Below are 16,976 nucleotides of genomic sequence, written 5' to 3'. Positions count from 1 at the left end.
CACACGACAAGAGCGGCCGGGGTCCGACCCCGGCCGCTCTTGTCGTTTCTCCGTCAGATGCCCAGTTCGCGGTCGATCAGGGCGAACATCTCGTCGTCGCCGGCCGTCGAGAGCTCCCGGTAGGCGGCGGCGTTGTCGCTGGTCTTGGACCGGAAGTCGGCGAGCAGGCCCTCCAGGCGGATGACGATCTCGGCCCGCCGGTCGCCGTCGGGGCCGACCTCGGCGAGCTGGGCGGCCAGCCGGTCGAGGCCGTCGAGGACGGGCGCCGTCCCGGCCGGGGCGACGTTCGCGCACAGGTATCCGGCGAGCGCGCCCGGCGTCGGGTAGTCGAAGATCACGCTGGCCGGCAGGGTCAGCCCGGCGACGCCGCTGAGCCGGTTGCGCAGCTCCAGGGCGGTCAGCGAGGTCAGGCCCAGGTCGAGGAACGACTTCTCGGCGTGGACGTCGTCCGCGCCCGGCAGCCCGAGCACCTGCGCGGCCTGCGCCCTGACCAGCTCCCGCACGGCGCGTTCGCGGGCGGGCGCGGGCAGCGCGGCCAGGCGGGCCGCCTCGTTCCGCTCGGGCGCGGCCGGGCCGGCCGTCCTTCGGGCCGTCCGGACCCCGGTCAGGCCCGACAACACCGGCGGCAGGCCGGCGCCGTTGTGGCGGCGCAGGGCGCCGAGGTCGAGGTGGACGGGGACCAGCAGCGCCGGGCGGCCTTCCGGGGCGCGGGCGAGCAGCGCGTCGAGCTGGGCGAGGCCGTCGGGGCCGGTGATGGGCCGCAGGCCGGTGCGGGCCATGCGACGCCGGTCGGCGTCGTCGATGCGGTCGGCCATGCCCTGCCCGTCGAGCCGCCACGGGCCCCAGGCCAGCGAGGTGGCGGCCAGGCCGAGGGAGCGGCGGTGGGCGGCCAGGGCGTCGAGGAAGGTGTTGGCGGCGGCGTAGGCGGCCTGGCCGGGGTTGCCCCAGATCCCGGCCAGCGAGGAGAACACCACGAACGCGTCGAGGTCGCGGGTCAGCTCGTGGAGGTTCCACGCCCCGTCGACCTTCGGGCGCAACACGGCGTCGACCCGGTCGGGGGTGAGCGACTCGACGATGCCGTCGTCCAGGACGCCCGCGGCGTGGACCACGCGGCGCAGCGGCGTACCGGCCGGGATGCCCGCGAGCACGGCGGCCAGGCCGGCGCGGTCGGCGGCGTCGCAGGCGGTGACCCGCACGGTCACCCCCCGTCCGGCGACGTCGGCGGCGACGGCCGCCACTCCCGCCGCCCCGGGTCCGCGCCGGGAGAGCAGCTCGATCCGTTCGGCCGCAAGGCCCCGGGCGACCAGCGCGCCGAGGGCCCCGGAGGCGCCCGTGATCAGCAGGGTTCCGGTCGGGCGTGCGGCCGGTGCGGTCGCGGCGGGGGTGGACGGGACCAGGCGCGGGACCAGGAGACGGCCGTCCCGGACCGCGAGCTGGGCCTCGCCCGAGCTCACGGCGGCCGGGACCGCCTGGTCGGCGGCCTCCGGCGTGTCCACGTCGAGCAGCACGATCCGGCCGGGGTACTCCGACTGCGCCACCCTGACCAGCCCCCACACCGCCGCGCCGGCGACGTCGACCGGTTCCGGCCCGGTCGCGACGGCCCGGTGGGTGAGCACGACCAGCCGGGTTCCGGCCATCGCCGGTGCGGCCAGCCGCTCGCGCAACGTGGCCAGCGTGTCCCGCGCCGCCGCCCTGGCCGCGGCGTCGGCCGGGCCCTCGGGCGGCCGGACGTCCACGACGACCGTGTCGGGGACGGGCCCGCCCCGCACGCCGGGGGCGGCCGGGATCCAGTCGAGTTCGAACAGCGCGTCGGCGGTCGCGGCGGGCAGTTCGGCCTCGGTGAGCGGGCGGCGGTGCACCGATCCCACGATGGCCACCGGCCGGCCGGTCGCGTCGGAGAGGGTCACCGAGACCGCGTCGACGCCCGGCACGGGCGTCAGCCGGGCCCGCACGTCGGCGGCTCCGGTGGCGTGCACGACGACGTCGGTCCAGGTGGACGCGAGCATCGGCGGGTCGCCGGCCGTCCCGGTCAGGGGCAGGACGGCGTCGAGGAGGGCGGGGTGCAGGGCGAAGCCGGTGACGTCGGCGTCGAGGGTGAGCTCGGCGAAGAGTTCCGGTCCGCGCCGCCACACGGCCCGGACGCGCCGGTCGGCCGGGTCGGGCTGCGGTCGCGCGCCGGGCGGCGGCCACTCCCCGTCGGCGTCGTCGGGTTCGGCGGTGGCGGAGGTGAGGACGGCGGTGGCGTTGTGCGTCCAGGAGCCGTTCTCCGGGCGGGAGTGCACGGTCAGGTCCCGGCGGCCGTCGTCGTCGGGCGGGGCGACGACGACCCTCAGCTGGAGGGGGCCGGAGCCGGGCACGACCGGCGGGGTGTGGACGTGGAGTTCGCCCAGGCGGGCGTGTCCCGTCTCGTCACCGGCCCGGAGGGCCATCTCGATCAGGGCCGTCTCCGGGACGACGACCCGTCCGGCGGCCGTGTGGTCGGCGAGCCAGGGCTGGGCGTCCAGGGACAACCGGCCGGTGAGCACCAGGCCGCCGTCGCCGGGCAGGTCGACGGCCGCGCCGAGCAGCGGATGCCCGGCGGTCGACAGGCCGAGCTCGGCCGGGTCGGCCGGGGCGCGGGTGCCGCGCAGCCAGTAGCGCTCGCGGGTGAAGGCGTAGGTGGGCAGGTCGACCCGGTTCGCGCCCTGGAAGAACCCGGCCCAGTCGACGTCGCCGCCCCGGGCGTGCAGCTCGGCGACCGCCGAGACCAGGGCGGGCGCGTCGTCGCGGTCGCGGCGCTGGGCGGGGATCCAGGAGTCGTCTGCCAGGGCGGTGAGCACCGCGTCGGGGCCGATCTCCATGAACGTCTTCACGCCGCTGCGGCGCATCGTCGTGACCGCGTCGGCGAACCGGACCGGCTCGCGGACCTGGCGCACCCAGTAGTCGGGGTCGGTCGCGGTCACCGGTTCGCCGGTGACCGTGGAGACCAGCGGGATCCGCGGTGGCGCGTAGGACACCGAGGCGGTGACCTGGGCGTATTCGGCCAGCATCGGGTCCATCAGGGCCGAGTGGAAGGCGTGCGAGACGCGCAGGAGGCGCGTGTTCTCGAACCGGTCTTTGAGCGAGGACACCAGGTCGAGCGGGCCGGAGACGACCACGGCGTCCGGTCCGTTGACGGCCGCGACGTCGACGCCGTCGATCAGCGCCGCGCGGACTTCGGCTTCGGTCGCGCGGATGGAGAGCATCGCCCCGCCGGGCGGGAGCGCCTGCATCAAGCGGCCTCGGGCGGCCACGACCGTGCAGGCGTCTTCGAGCGACCACACTCCGGCTACATGGGCGGCGGCGAGTTCGCCGATCGAGTGACCGGCCACCATCGAGGGGGTGACGCCCCACGATTCCAGCAGGCGGAACAGGGCGACTTCGACGGCGAACAGTCCTGACTGCGCCCACCTGGTCTGGTTCAGCAGGTCGGGGTCGTCGATCGCGGAACCGCCCAGCCTCTCGCAGATCTCGTCGAACGCCGCCGCGAACACCGGATATGCCTGGTAGAGACCGCGGCCCATGCCGACCCGCTGCGCGCCCTGGCCGGTGAAGACGAAGGCGAGCTTGCCCGGGTCGCCCGTGCTCACCGGCCTCGGGTCGGCGAGGCCGGCGAGCAGTTCGTCCCGGTCGGCGCCCACGATCGCGGCGCGGTGGCCGAGGTGGGTGCGGGTCGTGGCCAGTGAACGGCCGACGTCGGCCGGGTCGAGGTCGGGCCGCTCGGTCAGGAAGTCGTGCAGCCGCCGGGCCTGGGCGGTCAGCCCGGCCTCGGTCTTGGCCGAGATCAGCCACGGCACGGCCGGCAGGGCGGCACCGGGGGCAGGCTCCTCGGCGGGCGCCTGTTCAAGGATGACGTGGGCGTTCGTGCCGGAGAAGCCAAACGACGACACGCCCGCGCGGCGGGGGCGGCCGGTGTCCGGCCAGTCCGTCGTGCCGGTGACCAGGGTGACCGCGCCCGACTCCCAGTCGACCTGCGACGAGGGCGCGTCCACGTGCAGGGTCGCCGGGACGACGCCGTGGTTCATGGCCTGGACCATCTTGATGATGCCGGCGACGCCCGCGGCGGCCTGGGTGTGGCCGATGTTCGACTTCACCGACCCGAGCAGCACCGGGTGCTCCCGATCCTGGCCGTAGGTGGCGAGCAGGGCCTGGGCCTCGATCGGGTCGCCGAGCCGGGTCCCGGTGCCGTGGCCCTCGACGACGTCGACCTCGGCCGCCGACAGGCCCGCGTCGGCCAGGGCGGTCCGGATGACGCGCTGCTGCGAAGGGCCGTTGGGGGCGGTCAGGCCGTTGGACGCGCCGTCCTGGTTCACGGCCGTGCCGCGCACCACGGCCAGCACCCGGTGGCCGTTGGCGCGGGCGTCGGAGAGCCGTTCGACGACCAGGACGCCGACGCCCTCGCCCCAGCCGGTGCCGTCGGCCGCGTCGGCATACGCCTTGCAGCGGCCGTCGGCGGCGAGGCCGCGCTGGCGGGAGAAGTCGACGAAGATGCCGGGGGTGGCCATCACCGTGACTCCCCCGGCGAGCGCCAGGGAGCACTCGCCCGACCGCAGCGCCCGCACGGCCAGGTGCAGCGCCACCAGCGACGACGAACACGCCGTGTCGACGGTCATCGCCGGGCCCTCCAGACCCAGCGCGTAGGCGACCCGGCCCGAGGCCACGCCGCCGGACATGCCGGTGCTCACATACCCTTCGACGTCGCCGGGGACGGGGCCGCCGGTGCTGTAGTCGTGGTAGATCAGGCCGGTGAAGACGCCGGTCTGGCTGCCGTGCAGGCCGGTGGCGTCGATGCCGGCGTGCTCCAGGGCCTCCCACGAGGTCTCCAGCAGGAGCCGTTGTTGCGGGTCCATGGCCAGCGCCTCACGCGGGGAGACACCGAAGAAGGGGGCGTCGAAGTCGGCCGCGCCGTCGAGGAACGCGCCCTCGCGGGCGTAGCTCCGGCCGACCGCCTCCGGGTCGGCGTCGAAGACGCTCCCCCACTCCGGGCCCCGGTCGGCAGGGAAGCCCGACACGGTGTCGGCGCCGGCGGCGAGCAGGGTCCAGAACTCGGCGGCGGAGGAGACGCCGCCCGGGAACCGGCAGCCCATGCCGACGATCACCACCGGGTCGTCGGCGTCCACCGCCCTCGGCACGCCCGAAAGCAACGGGTCGGCGATCGGGCCGCCCAGTTCGGTGAGGACGTGGGCGACCAGCGCGGACGGCGTCGGATGGTCGAAGACGAGCGTGGCGGGGAGTCGCAGGCCGGTCGCCTCGCCGAGCCGGTTGCGCAGTTCGACGGCGGTCAGCGAGTCGAAACCCAGCTCACGGAACGAGCGGCCGGGGTCCATCGAGGCCGTCCCGGACATGCCGAGCACGACCGCCGCCTGGGCCATTACCAGCTCTCTGACGGCCTCCTCGCGTTCGGCCGCCGGGAGGCCGGCCAGACCGCTCGTGGCGACGGGCCCTGCGGTGCGGCGGGTGGTGGTGCGGGTGACCAGGCCGGACATGAGCGCGGGCACGTCGCCGTCCCGGCGGCGGAACACGGCCGGGTCGAGCCGGGCCGGGACCGCCAGGGCCGTGGGCAGGTGGGCGGCGGCGTCGAGCAGGGCGAGGCCGTCAGCGTCGGAGAGGGGGCGCAAGCCCTGGGCGGCCATGCGCTGCCAGTCGGCCGGGGTGAGGTGGCCGGTCATGCCGCCGGTCCAGGGTCCCCAGGCCAGGGAGACCGCGGGCAGGCCCTCGTTGCGGCGGTGGGCGGCCAGGGCGTCCAGGAAGGTGTTGGCCGCCGCGTAGGCCGACTGGCCGGGGTTGCCCCAGATCCCGGCGATCGAGGAGAAGAGCACGAACCGGTCGAGGTCGAGGTGCCGGGTCAGTTCGTGGAGGTGCCAGGCGCCGTCGACCTTGGGGCGCATGACGGCGTCCAGCGCCGTGGGGGTGAGCGATGCGATCAGGCCGTCGTCGAGGATTCCGGCGGCGTGGACGACACCCCGCAGGTCCGGGATCCCGGCGACCACGGCGGCGAGCGGGTCGCGGTCGGCGACGTCCACGGCGCACACCTCGACGTCGACTCCCTGAGTGGCGAGCTGGGCAGCGAGCGCGCCGGTGCCGACGGGTCCCTGGCGGGAGAGCAGCACGAGACGGTCGGCGGTCAGGTGACGGGCGACCAGACCGCCCAGGGCACCCGATGCTCCGGTCACCAGAACGGTGCCGCCCTGGTCGCGGGTCGGCATGGTCAGCACGACCTTGCCGACGTTGCGGGCCTGGCTGAGGTGCCGGAACGCCTCCGGAGCTCGGCGCACATCCCAGCAGGCGACCGGGAGGGGCGTCAGCACCTTCCGGGCGAACAGCTCCGTCAGCACAGCGAGCATGCGGCCGATGCGATCGGGGTCGAGTTCGAGCAGGTCGAACGCCTGGTACTGCAGGCCGTCGTGGTCGCGGGCGACCTGCTCGGCGTCGCGGATGTCGGCTTTGCCCATCTCGATGAATCGGCCACCGGCAGCCAGCCTCAGCGAGGCGTCGACGAACTCCCCCGCCAACGAATCGAGCACGACGTCCACGGAAGGGAACGCGGTCTCGAAATCCAGGGTGCGCGACGACGCGACGTGGGTCTCGGGCAGGCCGAGTTCGCGCAGGACCGGCCATTTCGACGGGCTCGCGGTGCCGAACACCTCGGCGCCCAGGTGGCGGGCCAGTTGCACCGCCGCGATGCCGACACCACCGGCGGCGGCGTGAATGAGGACGGATTCGCGGGGTCGCAGGTCGGCCAGTTCGACCAGCGCGTGATACGCGGTCAGGAACACCACCGGGGCGGCCGCCGCCTCGGCCAAAGTCCAGCCGTCGGGGACTCGGGCGAGCAAACGCTGATCCGTCACCGCCTCCGGACCGAAGGCACCCGAGAACAGGCCCATCACCAGGTCACCGGGCTTGTAGGCCGTCACCTCAGGTCCGGTCTCCAGCACGACACCCGCGCCTTCGAGGCCCAACTGGCCCGCGTCGCCGGGGTACATGCCCAGCACGTTCAGGACATCCCGGAAGTTGACCCCGCCGGCTCGCAGCCCGACCCGCACCTCCCCGGCCTTCAACACCGCGTTGTCGGCACTCGTCAGGGTCAGGTTCTCCAGGGTGCCGCGCTCGGTGAAGTCCAGCCGCCAACTGCCGCTGGGCAGGGCCAGAGCCTTATCGGGACGGGCCAGGCGCGGCACCAGCGGGCGGCCTCCGCGAACGGCGATCTGGCTCTCGCCGGCGGCCGCCGCCGCCCGCACCAGTTCCTGCGCGCCGTCCGCCGACAGGGGGACGTCGAGGTCGACGAGGGCGAGGCGGCCGGGGTTCTCGGCGGCGGCGGCGCGGACCAGTCCCCAGACGGCCGCGCCGGTCACGTCGACGAGGAGCCCGCCGGAGCCGGTGTCGACCGCGCGTTCGGTCACCACGACCAGGCGGCCCGGGTTCTCGGCCGCCAGCCACTCCCGCACGACGCCGAGCAGGCGGGCGGCCGCCGCACGGGCCTCCTCGGCGACGTCGCCGCCTCCGGACGCAGGGCAGGCGATGACGGTGACCGGCGTGTGCACGGGCTCGGTGGCGCGCGGGGGCACCCAGTCGAGGGTGAACAGCGCCTCGTCGGCGACGGTGACCGCCTGGGCCGCCGGGAGGGGACGAAGGGCCAGTGCGCCGACCGTCGCGATCGGCGCGCCGCTCTCGTCGGCCAGGGTCAGCGACACCCCGTCTCCGCTGGGGGCCAGCCGGACCCGGGCGGCGCGGGCTCCGGTCGCGTGCACGACGACGTCGGTCCAGGCGAACGGCAACAACGGGCCCTCGGCCGCGCGGGTGGCGGAGATGGGGTGGAGGGCGGCGTCGAGCAGGGCCGGGTGCAGGGCGAACCCGGCGACCTGGACGTCGTCGGCGAGGGCGATCTCGGCGAAGACCTCGTCGCCGCGCCGCCAGAGGGTCTTGACTCCCCGGAAGAGCGGGCCGTAGTCCAGTCCGGCGGCGGCCAGTGCGGGGTAGCAGGCGTCGACGTCCTGGGCCGCCGCCCCTTCCGGGGGCCACGGAGTCAGACGGGTTTCCGACGGGTCGGCCACGTCGAGGAGGCCGGTGGCGTGGCGGGTCCAGGCACCCGATGGGTCGTCGTGGTCCGGCTGGGAGTAGACGGCCACCGCGCCGTCGTCGGCCGTGACCTGGACGCGGACGCCGCCCTCGGGCGGCACGACCAGCGGGGCCTCGATGACCAGTTCGGCGAGCCGGGGCCGGCCCGTCGCGTCTCCGGCGCGGATCGCCATCTCCACGAGGGCCGTGCCCGGCACCACGACCCTGCCGGCCACGACGTGGTCGGCCAGCCACGGGTGGGCGCTCAGGGACAATCTGCCGGTGAGCACGAGGCCGCCGCTGGCCGGCAGGTTCACGGCCGCGCCCAGCAGCGGGTGCCGGGACGGTTCGAGGCCCAGGCCGGCGGCGTCGCCGTGGGTCCCGGCGGCGTTCAGCCAGTAGTGCCGCCGGTCGAAGGCGTAGGTGGGCAGGCCGACCCGGTTCGCACCCGGGAAGAAGCGGGCCCAGTCGACGTCGCCGCCACGGGCGTGCACACGGCCGACCGCCGAGACGAGGGTCCGGGCCTCGTCGCGATTCCGGCGCTGGGCGGGGATCCAGCTGTCGTCCGCGGCCAGTGCGGTGAGCACCGCGTCGGGGCCGATCTCGACGAAGGTCCTGACGCCGCTGTCGCGCATCGTGGCGACGGCGTCGGCGAAGCGGACCGGCTCGCGGACCTGCCGCACCCAGTAGTCCGGGTCGGTCGCCGTCACCGGTTCGCCGGTGACCGTGGAGATTAGCGGGATACGCGGCTGCTTGTCGGACACCGAGGCGGTGACCTTCGCGTATTCGGCCAGCATCGGGTCCATCAGAGCCGAGTGGAAGGCGTGCGAGACGCGCAGCAGCCGGGTGTTCTCGAACCGGTCCCTCAGCGAGGACACCAGGTTTGCGGGGCCGGAGACGACCACCGCGTCCGGGCCGTTGACCGCCGCGATGTCGACGCCGTCGATCAGCGCCTTGCGGACTTCGGCTTCGCTCGCCCGGATCGAGAGCATCGCCCCGCCTGGCGGGAGCGCCTGCATCAACCGGCCTCGGGCGGCCACGACGGCACATGCGTTTTCGAGCGACCAGACCCCGGCGACATGCGCGGCGGCGAGTTCGCCGATCGAGTGACCGGCGACCATCGACGGGGTGACGCCCCACGACTCCAGCAGGCGGAACAGGGCCACCTCGACGGCGAAAAGTCCCGATTGCGCCCACATCGTCTGGTTGAGCAGATCGGGGTCGTTCCCGTGCACGACCGCCGCCACGGAACCGTCGAGGTGATCGTCCAGACGGGCGCAGACGGCGTCGAAAGCGTCGGCGAACACCGGATACGCCTCATACAGGCCCCGGCCCATGCCGACCCGCTGCGCGCCCTGGCCGGTGAACACGAAGCCGACCTTGCCCGAGGGGCCGGTGCTCACCGAAGTGACGTCGGCCAGCCCGGCGAGGAGTTCGCTGCGGTCGCCTCCGACGACGACGGCCTGGTGAGAGAGTCTGGAACGGGTCGTCGCCAGGGACCATCCGACGTCGGCCGGGTCCAGGTCGGGCCGCGCCGACACGAACTCGGTCAGGCGGGCGGCCTGGGCGGCCAGACCGTCGCGGCTACGGGCGGAGATCAGCCAGGGCACGGCCGGAAGGACGACACCGGGCGCGGGCTCCTCGACCGGCGGCTGTTCAAGGATGACGTGGGCGTTCGTGCCGGAGAAGCCGAACGACGACACGCCCGCGCGGCGAGGGCGGCCGGTCTCGGGCCAGGCCGTCGCGCCGGTGACCAGCGTCATCGCGCCCGAGTCCCAGTCGACCTGGGAGGAGGGGGCGTCCACGTGCAACGTCGCGGGGACCACGCCACGGGCCATCGACTGGATCATCTTGATGACGCCCGCCACTCCGGCCGCCGCCTGGGTGTGGCCGATGTTCGACTTCACCGACCCGAGCATCACGGGATGCTCGCGGTCCTGGCCGTAGGTGGCGAGGAGGGCGTGCGCCTCGATCGGGTCGCCGAGCCGGGTGCCGGTGCCGTGGCCCTCGACGACGTCGACCTCGGCCGCCGACAGGCCGGCGTCGGCCAGGGCGGTGCGGATCACCCGTTGTTGCGAAGGGCCGTTGGGGGCGGTCAGACCGTTGGACGCGCCGTCTTGGTTGACGGCCGTGCCGCGCACCACGGCGAGCACCCGGTGGCGGTTGGCGCGGGCGTCCGAGAGTCGTTCCAGGACCAGGACGCCGACGCCCTCGCCCCAGCCCGTCCCGTCGGCGGCGTCCGCGTACGCCTTGCACCGGCCGTCGGCGGCGAGGCCGCGTTGGCGGGAGAACTCCACGAAGGTGTTCGGGGTCGCCATGACGGTCGCCCCACCGGCCAGGGCCAGGGAGCACTCCCCCGCGCGGAGTGCCCGCACGGCCAGGTGCAGGGCGACCAGCGACGACGAGCAGGCCGTGTCGACGGTCATCGCGGGGCCTTCGAGGCCCAGCGCGTAGGCGACCCGGCCCGACGCGACGCCGCCCGAGTTGCCGGTGCTGACGTAGCCCTCCACCTCTTCGGGGACCGGGCCGCCGGTGCTGTAGTCGTGGTAGATCAGGCCGGTGAAGACGCCGGTCTGGCTGCCGTGCAGGCCGGTGGCGTCGATGCCGGCGTCCTCCAGGGCCTCCCACGAGGTCTCCAGCAGGAGCCGCTGCTGCGGGTCCATGGCCAGCGCCTCACGCGGGGAGACGCCGAAGAACGGGGCGTCGAACGCCCCGGCGTCGTGCAGGAACCCGCCGGTTCCGGCGTAGCTCTTGCCGGGCGCGGCCGGGTCGGGGTCGACGACGCCCTCCCAGGCGGGCCCCCGGTCGCGGGGGAAGCCGGTCACGGCGTCGGTCTCCGAGGAGAGCAGGTCCCAGAACTCGTCGGCCGAGCCGACGCCGCCGGGGAACCGGCAGCCGATGCCCACGATCACCACCGGATCGTCGGTCTGGGCTTCGGTCCGCTGGGTGGGGGCCGGCACGGGGGCGGCGCCGCCGAGCAGTTCGGTGCGGAGGTGGGCGACCAGCGCCGACGGGGTCGGGTAGTCGAAGACGAGCGTGGCCGGGAGCCGCAGGCCGGTCGTGTCGGCGAGCCGGTTGCGCAGTTCGACGGCGGTCAGCGAGTCGAAGCCGAGCTCGCGGAACGACCGGCCGGGGTCCATCGAGGCCGGCCCGGACATGCCGAGGACGACGGCGGCCTGGGTGAGGACCGTCTCCCTCAGGGTCTCTTCCCGCTCGGCGAGGCCGGCGCCGGCGGTGACCGATCCTGCCGTGCGGCGCGAGGCGGCGGCCGGGACCAGAGCGGAGAGCAGCGGTGATCCCCGGCGACGCAGGCTCGCCCGGTCGAACCGGGCCGGGACCAGCAGGGCTCTGGGCACGTCCGTCGCGGCGTCGAACAGGGCCAGGCCGTCGGCGTCGGAGAGCGGCCGCAGCCCCTGGGCGGCCATGCGCTGCCAGTCGGCCGGGGTGAGGTGGCCGGTCATGCCGCCGGTCCAGGGTCCCCAGGCCAGGGAGACCGCGGGCAGGCCCTCGCTCCGGCGGTGGGCGGCCAGGGCGTCCAGGAAGGTGTTGGCCGCCGCGTAGGCGGCCTGGCCGGGGTTGCCCCAGATGCCGGCGATCGAGGAGAAGAGCACGAACCGGTCGAGGTCGAGGTGCCGGGTCAGTTCGTGGAGGTGCCAGGCGCCGTCGATCTTCGCTCGCAACACCGCGTCGGTCCGGGCGGGCGTGAGCGATGCGATCAGGCCGTCGTCCACGATTCCGGCGGCGTGGACGACGCCCCGCAGGTCCGGGATCCCGGCGACCACGGCGGCGAGCGCGTCGCGGTCGGCGACGTCTACCGCGTACACCTCGACGTCGACTCCCCGGGAGGCGAGATCGGCGGCCAGTGCCCCTGTGCCAGCGGGCCCCCGGCGGGAGAGCAGCACGAGACGGTCGGCGGTCAGGTGACGGGCGACCAGACCGCCCAGCGCGCCCGAGGCCCCGGTCACCAGAACAGTCCCGCGCCTGTCGCGCGCCGGCATGGTCAGCACGACCTTGCCGACGTTGCGGGCCTGGCTGAGGTGCCGGAACGCCTCCGGAGCTCGGCGCACATCCCAGCACGCCACCGGCAAGGGGGTCAGCACTTCACGCGCGAAGAGATCCGTCAGCACGGTCAGCATCCGGCCGATGCGATCGGGATCGAGTTCGAGCAGGTCGAACGCCTGGTACTGCAGGCCGTCGTGGTCGCGGGCGACCTGCTCGGCGTCGCGGATGTCGGCTTTGCCCATCTCGATGAACCGGCCACCGGCGGCCAGCCTCAACGAGGCGTCGACGAACTCCCCCGCCAACGAATCGAGCACGACGTCCACGGAAGGGAACACGGACTCGAAATCCAGGGTGCGCGACGACGCGACATGCGTCTCGGGCAGACCCAGTTCATGCAGGACCGGCCACTTCGACGGGCTGGCGGTGCCGAACACCTCCGCGCCCAGATGGCGGGCCAGTTGCACCGCCGCGATGCCGACACCGCCGGCGGCGGCGTGGATCAGAATCGACTCTCCGCGCCGCAGCTCCGCCAGCTCCACCAGGGCGTGATAGGCGGTCAGGAACACCACCGGGGCGGCCGCCGCCTCGGCCAAAGTCCAGCCGTCAGGGACCCGGGCGAGCAAACGCTGGTCCGTCACCGCCTCCGGACCGAAGGCGCCCTTGAAGAGGCCCATCACCAGGTCACCGGGCTTGTAGGAGGTGACCTCGGGCCCGGTCTCCAAAACGACACCCACGCCTTCGAGGCCCAACTTGCCTGCGTCGCCGGGATACATGCCCAGCACATTGAGGACATCCCGGAAGTTCACCCCACCGGCCCGCAGCCCGACCCGCACCTCGCCCGCCTTCAACACCGCGCTGTCGGCACTCGTCAGGGTCAGGTTCTCCAGCGTGCCGCGCCCGGTGAAGTCCAGCCGCCAGCCGCCGTCGGGAACGACCAGGTCGCCCCCGGGTCGGGCCAGGCGCGGGACCAGCAGCCGCCCGGCGCGGACGGCGAACTCGGGTTCGCCCAAGGTCACGCCCGCGCGCAGCAGCGGTCCGGCGGTGGTGAGGTCGTCGACGTCAGCCAGGATCAGCCTGCCGGGGTGCTCCGCCGCGGCGGCCCGCACCAGGCCGGTCACCGGCGACGACCACACGTCCAGCCCGGCGTTCTCGGTGACCACCAGCAGCCGGGCTCCGGCGAGGTCCCCGGCGGCGAGCCACTCCTGGATCACGCCCTGCACCTCGACGGCGAGGGCCCGGGCCGCCTCCGGCCCGGCACCGGCCGGACGGGGACACACGACCGTGGTGGCGGGGACGCCGCCGTCGGTCCGCAGCGCGGCCAGGTCGCCGGGGATCTCCGGCCCGATCACGGCCCATGGCGTCTCGTCGCTCTCGCCGACGGGAGTGGCCGGCACCCAGTCGAGGCCGAACAGGGAGTCGCGCACCAGCGCCGTGTCGGTCGCCGGGCCGGTCCGCAGGGGTTGCAGCGACAACGACGCCACCGAGGCGATCGGTTCGCCCGACTCGTCGGCGAGGGTGACCGTCACCCCTGCCGGGGCGGGGGCGATGCGGACCCGGGCGGCGGCGGCTCCGGTGGCGTGCACGACCACGTCGGTCCAGGCGAACGGCACCAGCGGCGTGGTCTCGGCGCGGCCGGCGGCGAGGCCGTGGAGGGCGGCGTCCAGGAGCGCCGGGTGCAGGCCGAACCCGGTGACGGTCACGCCGTCGGGCAGGGCGACCTCGGCGAAGATCTCCTCGCCGCGCCGCCACAGGGCGCGGACGCCCTGGAACGCGGGGCCGTAGGCGAGTCCGGCGTCGGCCAGGGTGGCGTAGAAGCCGTCGAGCGGGATCGGCGCCGCGCCCTCGGGCGGCCAGGAGGGGAAGTCGGCCCGTTCGTGGTCGGCCGGTTCGAGGACGCCGGCGGCGTGCCGGGTCCAGCCGCCGGTGACGTCGTCGTCTTCGGCCTGGGAGTAGACGGCGACCTCGCCGCGGCCCGCGTCCAGTGCGGTGACGACGACCTGGACCCGGACGCCGGACGTGGCGGGCAGCACCAGCGGCGACTCCACGACCAGTTCGGCCAGCCGGGCCGCGCCGATCTCGTCGCCCGCCCGGATCGCCATCTCGACCAGCGCCGTCCCCGGGACGATCACCCGCCCGGCCACCGTGTGGTCGGCCAGCCAGGGCTGGGTGTCCACGCCGAGACGTCCGGTGAGCATCAGCCCGCCGCCCGCCGCGAGGCTGACGGTCGCGCCGAGCAGCGGGTGCCCGGCGGCCGACTGGCCCATGCCGGTGACGTCGGCCTTCCCGGCGGCGGGGTCGAGCCAGTAGCGCTCGCGGGTGAACGTGTAGGTGGGCAGGTCGACGCGGGCCGCGCCGTCGAAGAACCGTGCCCAGTCGACCGCCGCCCCCCGGGTGTGCAGCCGCGCGACGGTGGTGACCAGGGTGGTCGCGTCGTCGCGGTCGCGGCGCTGCGCGGGAATCCAGGAGTCGTCTTCCAGGGCGGTGAGCACCGCGTCGGGGCCGATCTCGACGAAGGTCCGCACGCCGCTCTCGCGCATCGTGGCGACGGCGTCGGCGAACCGGACCGGCTCACGGACCTGACGCACCCAGTAGTCCGGGTCGGTCGCCGTCACCGGTTCCCCGGTCACCGTGGAGACCAGCGGAATACGCGGCGGGTTGTAGGACACCGAGGCGGTGACCTGCGCGAATTCGGCCAGCATCGGGTCCATCAAGGCCGAGTGGAAGGCGTGCGAGACCCGCAGCAGCCTGGTGTTCTCGAACCGGTCCCTCAGCGCGGACACCAGATCGATCGGGCCCGAGACGACGACCGCGTCGGGGCCGTTGACCGCCGCGATGTCCACGCCGTCGATCAGGGCCTGGCGGACTTCGGCTTCGCTCGCCCGGATCGACAACATGCCGCCACCCGACGGGAGCGCCTGCATCAACCGGCCACGCGCCGCCACGACCGTGCAGGCGTCTTCCAGCGACCACACCCCGGCCACATGTGCGGCGGCCAGCTCACCGATCGAGTGACCGGCCACCATCGACGGAGTGACGCCCCACGACTCCAGCAGGCGGAACAGGGCCACCTCGACCGCGAACAGGCCCGATTGCGCCCACATCGTCTGGTTCAGCAGCTCGGGGTCGTCGATCGCCGAACCGCCCAGCCTCTCGCAGACCTCGTCGAACGCCTCCGCGAACACCGGATATGCCTGGTAGAGGCCCCGGCCCATGCCCACCCGCTGCGCACCCTGACCGGTGAAGACGAACGCGAGCTTGCCCGGCTGGCCGACGCCGGTTGGGGTCATGTCGGCCAGGCCGGCGAGGAGTTCGTGCCGGTTCGTGCCGACGACGAAGGCCCGGTGGGACAGGCTCGACCGCGACTCCGCCAGCGACCGGCCGACGTCGGCCGGGTTCAGGTCGGGGCGGGCCGACACGAAGTCGGCCAGGCGGGCGGCCTGGGCGGCCAGACCGTCACGGCTGCGAGCGGAGATCAGCCAGGGCACCACCGGAAGCGTGACACCCGGCGCGGGCTCCTCGGCGGGGGCCTGTTCGAGGATGACGTGCGCGTTCGTCCCGGAGAAACCGAACGACGACACACCGGCACGGCGCGGCCGGCCGGTCCGCGGCCAGGGCGTCGCCTCCGTCACCAGGTCGACGGCGCCCGCCTTCCAGTCCACGTGGGAGGAGGGCGCGTCCACGTGCAGGGTCGCCGGGACCACCCCATGGGCCATCGACTGGATCATCTTGATGACGCCCGCCACCCCGGCCGCCGCCTGGGTGTGCCCGATGTTCGACTTCACCGACCCGAGCAGCACCGGGTGGTCACGCTCCTGCCCGTAGGTGGCGAGCAGGGCTTCGGCCTCGATCGGGTCGCCCAGCCGGGTGCCGGTGCCGTGGCCCTCGACCACGTCCACCTCGCCCGCCGACAACCCGGCCCCGGCCAGCGCCGACTCGATGACCCGCTGCTGGGAGGGGCCGTTGGGGGCGGTCAGGCCGTTGGACGCGCCGTCCTGGTTGACGGCGCTGCCGCGCACCAGGGCCAGGATGCGGTGGCCGTTGCGGCGGGCGTCCGAGAGCTTCTCCAGGACCAGGACGCCCACGCCCTCGCCCCAGCCGGTCCCGTCGGCCGCGTCGGCATACGCCTTGCAGCGGCCGTCGGCGGCCAGGCCGCGTTGCCGGGAGAACTCCACGAAGGTGCCCGGCCGGGCCATCACGGTCACGCCACCCGCCAGCGCCAGCGAGCACTCCCCCGAGCGCAGCGCCTGGGCGGCCAGGTGCAGCGCCACCAGCGATGAGGAGCAGGCGGTGTCCACGGTGACCGCCGGGCCCTCCAGCCCGAGGGTGTACGCCACCCGGCCCGACGCGACGCCGCCCGAGATGCCGGTGCTGACGTATCCCTCCACGTCGCCCACGCCGCCGGCCGCGTAGTCGTGGTAGATCAGCCCGGCGAACACGCCCGTGGCGGTGCCGTGCAACGACGTCGGGTCGATGCCGGCGTGCTCCAGGGCCTCCCACGACGTCTCCAGCAACAAGCGCTGCTGCGGGTCCATGGCCAGCGCCTCACGCGGGGAGACGCCGAAGAAGGGGGCGTCGAAGTCGGCCGCGCCGTCGAGGAACGCGCCCTCGCGGGCGTAGCTCCGGCCGATCGCGTCGGGGTCGGCGTCGTACACGGTCGCCCATTCGGCGCCGCGGTCGGCGGGGAAGGGCGCGACGGTGTCGGCGCCCGCGATCAGCAGCGTCCAGAAGTCGCCGGGTGAGGCCACCCCGCCGGGGAACCGGCAGGCCATGCCGACGACGGCCATCGGTTCGAGCCGCTCCTCCTCCAGTTCGCGCAGGCGGGCGCGCGTCTGGTGCAGGTCGGTGGTGACCCGCTTGAGGTAGTCACGAAGCTTCTCCTCGTTCGCCATGTTCCGCCGGAC

General features: G+C 74.5%; 1 protein-coding gene. It reads right to left on the bottom strand.

All coding sequences use genetic code 11. From position 1 onward, the window contains the following. Positions 1–53: 53 nt before the first annotated feature. Positions 54–16,964, bottom strand: a complete 16,911-nt coding sequence (locus AW271_RS41620) for a type I polyketide synthase (RefSeq protein WP_062339553.1) — start codon at positions 16,962–16,964, stop codon at positions 54–56. Positions 16,965–16,976 lie beyond the last annotated feature (12 nt).

The sequence above is a fragment of the Herbidospora sakaeratensis genome (genome assembly GCF_001570525.1).
Classification (GTDB): Bacteria; Actinomycetota; Actinomycetes; order Streptosporangiales; family Streptosporangiaceae; genus Herbidospora; species Herbidospora sakaeratensis.
This window is presented reverse-complemented; position numbering and strand designations above follow the sequence as displayed.